At 67.3% G+C, this 4950-nt stretch carries 5 protein-coding genes; 3 read left to right on the top strand and 2 right to left on the bottom strand.

Annotated elements, in window-relative coordinates; translation table 11 throughout:
* Together VNN10_14270 and VNN10_14265 are read right to left on the bottom strand one after the other, a co-directional pair.
* The coding region (locus tag VNN10_14270) for an AAA family ATPase (protein ID HXH23187.1) at positions 1–2360 on the bottom strand (2360 nt) is incomplete at its 3' end.
* Positions 2360–3496: a metallophosphoesterase gene (locus VNN10_14265; protein ID HXH23186.1), complete on the bottom strand. Its 1137-nt coding sequence runs from the start codon at positions 3494–3496 to the stop codon at positions 2360–2362. The genes VNN10_14270 and VNN10_14265, both read right to left, overlap by 1 nt.
* Positions 3497–3725: 229 nt before the next feature.
* Between VNN10_14265 and VNN10_14260 the strand changes: the two genes are divergently transcribed.
* The 3 genes from VNN10_14260 to VNN10_14250 all read left to right on the top strand — a co-directional run.
* The gene (locus VNN10_14260) at positions 3726–4112 is read left to right on the top strand and encodes a helix-turn-helix transcriptional regulator (GenBank protein ID HXH23185.1); all 387 of its coding nucleotides are present in this window, start codon (positions 3726–3728) and stop codon (positions 4110–4112) included.
* A 48-nt stretch (positions 4113–4160) separates the two neighbouring features.
* On the top strand, positions 4161–4349 hold the full coding sequence (locus VNN10_14255; GenBank protein HXH23184.1) for a hypothetical protein: 189 nt from the start codon (positions 4161–4163) through the stop codon (positions 4347–4349).
* The coding region (locus VNN10_14250; protein ID HXH23183.1) for an ImmA/IrrE family metallo-endopeptidase at positions 4339–4950 on the top strand (612 nt) is incomplete at its 3' end. The genes VNN10_14255 and VNN10_14250, both read left to right, overlap by 11 nt.

The raw sequence follows: 4950 nt of genomic DNA, 5'->3' as shown, positions 1-4950 counted from the left end.
TCCAGAACCTCTGCCTCCTGGCTGAAGAAGATTACCTGCCGCTCGGCGCTCAGTTCGGCGAGCGCCTCCAGAATCGCTAGCGTGCGCTCGGCGTCGGACTGCGCCGTCACGTCGTCGAGAATGAGGGGGCAGGGCTCGCCGGGCTTCGCGAGATACTGGGCCAGGGCGACACGAAGTAGGAGGTAGACCTGCTCCGCCGTGCCATGGGACAGGCTCTCCGCCGCGCGCCAGGTGCCTCCCTCGCTGCGGACCTTGACCTCCAGGCTGTCCGGGTCAACGAGGGCATCGACGTAGCGGCCGTGCGTGACGACAGGAAGCCAACGCCGCAACGTGGACTGGAGGGCGGGCGCGATCGCGAGATGGGCCCGTTCGGTCGCCCTCTCGAGAAAGGCCCGTGTCCGCTCGAGGATGCGGTCGAGGTCTTCCAAGCGCGCCAACTCCGCCTGGGCAACTTCGAGTTCCTCCGCAGCCGCCACGACGTCCGGCATATCTCGCGCGTGATCTTGCAGGCGCTGTACCGACCTTGCCAGTTCCTCCCGAGCCTCGCTCTCCTTCTGGCGCAGAGACGCCATCTGCGCCTCGGCATCGTCCTCCAGCACCACAGCGTCGAGGGCAGAAGGGTCAAGTGCGGCCATGAGGGTGTTGGCAACCTCGCGTTTCCGCCCGGCCTCGGTACGGAGGTCTTCCAGCGTAAGGCCACCCAGCAAGGTCCGATACTCAGTCCAGGCCTCGCGAGCTTCGTCGAGCGCCCGTAGCCGCTCCTGGCGCCGGGCCTGCCACCCTCGCAGAAGGCTGGCGACCGCTGCTGCATCGGTCCCGTCGACGCCAGCTCTGGCTGCGGCAGCGTAGAGGCCCTGCTCCGCAGTCTGCACTCTCGAGAGAGCAGCCCGCTGCCGCTCGATGTCCGCGCGCTGGCGGCGGGCAGCACAGGCGTCCCTGTAGCGGATGTAGGCTTGAGACGGCTCCTCGCCTGATCCGACCTCGACTCCTCGCGCCTTCAGGGCAGCAGAAAGCACTGCTTCGGCGCGGTCCACGGCCTGCAAGAGTTCGGCCTCGGCGCGCTCCCAATCCCTGAGCCCGCCAGCAGTCGCGCGATCTGAACGAGTTTCCTCATCCCGAGACAGCAGCGCGTAGCCAGCGAGACCGGCGCCCGCGAGCCCGACAAGGGCTCCCACCAGCACCAGGCCCGCGACGAGCAGGACGATGCCCAGGGCCGCAGCGGCAACGCCTACCAGGAGCAGTGGCGTGCGGCCGGCCGTGGGTGGTCGGCTGGGCACAGCCGCCTCCTCAGGGCGCGCAAGGCGATGGCCGTCCAGACTCCTCCGGGCGTCGACGAGGCTGCGTTCAGCAGCTTTGACCTCGTCATCTTCCTCGAAGTCTCCCGGCCCCGGGTCCGGGAGAGCCTGCAGGCGCCGCTCCAGGGTCGCTATATCGAGGCCCTGCAGCGCTTCGTCCTGCGGGCGCTGATCCCAGTCGCGCAGGGCTGTCACGACCTGCTCGCTCAGCAGCGAGTCGTCCTCCAAGTCGCGCGGCTCGCCGTCCGGAAACCGCGCGGCCAGCTCCGCCGCCCGGGCGGCGCGTGCCTCCATCTCGGATGCTCGAAGTTCTGCCAGCTTTGCCTCGGCGCAGTGGCGAGCGTTTTCGTGCGTGGCTACCTCGCGTCGCCGTAACTCGACCTCGCGCTGGAGGCGCGCAAATTCGGCCTGGGCTTGCTCCGCCCTCCTGAGATCCTCTTGTCTTCTCTCCAGGCTCCTTCTGGCGGCCATCAGGGGCCTTGTCGGAGCCCGGTTCGAACCGACGCGCTCCGACTGGAAATCGTCGATGCGCTTGAGGGCCTCGGCCGCGGTCGACCTGGCAGCGACGCTGGCCGCGGCGCTCTGGAGATGTCCCTGCAATGCGCCAGCTTCGTCACGAATCTTCGTGATCTCGGCCTGGCGGACGCAGGCGACGGCCTGGAAGGACTGCCTGTCCAGACCGAGCCAGAGGGCGCCGTCAGGGGCACCATCGTTGATGATCTCGTGGGCGACGTCACGGCCAACGGGATGCTGCACGGCCTGGCGGTCGACCCGGCCATCCAGGTCGTGGCTTAGCTCGATAACGCGGCCGTCGGCGAGGCATATCTGCGCTGAGACTCGCCATTCATTGCCTGACCAGGGCCGGAAGCGCTCTGCAAATCTCTGGTCCGGGCCGGGCCGCCCGCGCGCGCGCCGCCGGCCACAGAGCGCCGCGTAAAGGGCAGCATGCCAGCTGGACTTTCCGGCCTCGTTGGGCCCGCAAACCAGATTGAGACCCTCGCTGAAGCGGAGCTCTCGATTCACGAGAGGGCCGAACGCTATCGCCTTAACCCACTCGAAACGCATCAGGGGACCTCCAGGTCGTCGCGCCCGTCCAGCGCCCGCAGACCGGTGATGAGGATGCGCCGCTTGTCGTCGGCCGAGAGTTCCCTGTCGGCCTGGACATCACGGACGAACTCCCCTCGGACCGTCGGTTCCTCAGAGATGCGCCCGAGATCGTAGGCCACCGTCAGCGGGCCAAGCTCGACTCTGAGGGCGTCAAGCGAGTTGGGTACGTCCTGGAGGTCGGACGCCGCGATCTGGACGCTCTCTTCCAGCTCGCCGCTCAGGCGGACTCGCGCAACGCCACTCAGGCCGGACAGTCTGGCAGCCACTACGTCGCGCACGGCGCCGCGGTCGGCACAGCCGGTGACATCGACCTCGATATCGTGGACGGTGGTTTCGGAGACACGGACGCGTTCCCTCTCGATGGAACCATCGGGATACACGGTGACTACGACTGCTCCTCGCTCGCCGGTCTCACCAAAGGCGAGAGGCTCGGGATTGCCAGGATAGGTGTGGTAGACGTCGTCCTTGGGGTTGTGGTAATGGCCGACGAACGCGTGTCGGAGGCCTGCGGCCGCGATCTGGGCCGGGTCGAACGGAGCGTGGGGCTGTTTGCCGCGTTCCTGAGCAGCCAGCCAGCCTCGCTCGGCGCCATGGAACAGGGCAAGGTGGATGCCGGGGGCCGCGACGCGAAAGCCGCCGTCCAGGAAGCCCGGCGTGTTCGCTGGCTGTCTGTGGGCCGCGCCCCAGAGGGTAACGGCGTCGTTCAAGACCACCGGCGTGAGCTGATTCTCGGTGAAGACGTGGACGTTCGGGCTCCACCCGCGGGCGTAGAAGCTGTTGTCGCTGTACCAGTCGTGGTTGCCCGGGGCGAGGAAGACACGCATCGGCTGAAGCTCGGCGAACGTCCGGCGGAGGAATTCGGCCGTGTCGGCGGACACTTGCTCTCGGTCGGTGAGGTCGCCGGCGCAGAGCAGCGCGTCTGCCTCCCGTTCGCGCGCCAGGTCGCAGATCTTCTGGAGGACCCTGCGCAGCGCCTCGCGCCGTCGTCGCCGCGCCTCGGGGCTGCCGCCCATCCAGACAAACCGGGCTTCGAGGTGGAGGTCGGAGAAGACGACAAGTCTGATCGTGTCTCGGGCCGTAGATGGGCGGTTCATGGGACTTCCTGGGCCAGCGGCTACTACCTTTCGTGGCGATTAACCCGGCTCCGGGGCCCTCAGCTTCGACTCGGCGAACATTCGCCGGAAAATCCACCCTACTCCAAACGCTGAGCGTTTTCAGTAGGAAACTCTACGCAGGCCGCGTTCTGATGTCAACAGAATTCTGTTTGCTTTTGCGAACGAGAGCCGGTAGATTGTGCTGCGGCGGGGTTAGGATCGAGGCACTATGCCGGTCGGAGCGGAGATCAGGCGCCGCCGCCAACAGCAAGGCTTGTCGTTGACCGATCTTGCCCGCCTGGCCGGAGTGTCGAAGGGATACCTGTCGCAGATCGAGGCCGGCGCCGCTACGCGACCCTCAGCGCAGACGCTCTTCAAGCTCGCGAAGGCCCTGGGGACATCCATGGCCGAGCTTCTGGGGGAGCAGACGTCGGAGACGGCGCCGGACATCGAGGAGATGCCAGCGTCCCTGCGCGAGTTCGCCCGTGAGGCGAATCTCCCGGAAGCGGACCTGCGCATGCTGGCCGGGATCCGCTACCGTGGCCGCGCACCGCGCACGAAGGACGACTGGCGCTTTGTCTACGAGTCGATCCGGCGGAGCACGGAGGGACGCTGATTACACCCCTGGCCTGCTCCGAGATACCCCGCAGTGCTGAGCCGCGAGATGGCGAAGAAGGCCATCGTGGGGGACGAGGATCTCCTCAGGGCAACCCGGCGGGAGCGCGGGAGCGCCGCCGGTGACAGCTACAACCAGGTAGGCACGATGCTGCCCAGGGACTGTCGAGAGCTGCCGGGCCAGGATCTGAGCTGCATCCTCCCTCTCCCGGAGCTGACGCTGAGAGATGCCGGTTAAACGATGGCGCAGCCGGGCGGCGCATGCGCTCTGCGGCCACGCAGGCGTGGCAGACCCCATCGAAGCCATGCATCGACTCGCCGACTCGCTGCTCACTGCCGCCCGGGTCACTGAGCCGCCCTCCGACATCGAGTTGCTCGCGTCCCTGCGAGGCGTTCGCCGAATCGAGGCGGTCGACATGTCGGAGGCAGGCATGCTGGTCCCGGACGGCGCCGGCTATGTGGTCCGGGCCAACCAGCGCCATCCGGCAACGCGACAGCGCTTCACCGTGGCCCACGAGGTCGCGCATACGTTTTTCAATGAAGCCCGGGCGGTGTCGCACCAGGTGTCAGACATGGCCACCTCGCTTTACGACGACAGCGACGAGGAGGAGTACCTCTGCGACGTGGGGGCGGGGCGGTTGCTCCTCAACCCTCGCTGGCTGCGGCCGATGGTTGAGGCGGAGCGGCCATCTTTGGATGCGCTGTTACGACTGGCAAGCTGCTGTCTGACCTCGATCGAGGCTACCGCGATCCAGGTCTCGCAACTGGGCCTCTGGGAGTGTAGCTTCGTGTTCTGGGAACCGGGCCTGCGGAAAGCCGAGCGTGTCCGGTCGAGGCAG

The organism is Dehalococcoidia bacterium, assembly GCA_035574915.1.
In the GTDB taxonomy this organism is placed as follows: Bacteria; Chloroflexota; Dehalococcoidia; order DSTF01; family WHTK01; genus DATLYJ01.
Note: the sequence above shows the minus strand (reverse complement) of the source record. Positions and strands in the feature narration are given on the sequence as shown.

Coding starts and splice junctions, on each gene's coding strand:
- VNN10_14255 (HXH23184.1), top strand. CDS start 4,161: ATGGCGAAGAAGGCCATCGTGGGGGACGAGGATCTCCTCAGGGCAACC.
- VNN10_14260 (HXH23185.1), top strand. CDS start 3,726: ATGCCGGTCGGAGCGGAGATCAGGCGCCGCCGCCAACAGCAAGGCTTG.
- VNN10_14265 (HXH23186.1), bottom strand. CDS start 3,496: ATGAACCGCCCATCTACGGCCCGAGACACGATCAGACTTGTCGTCTTC.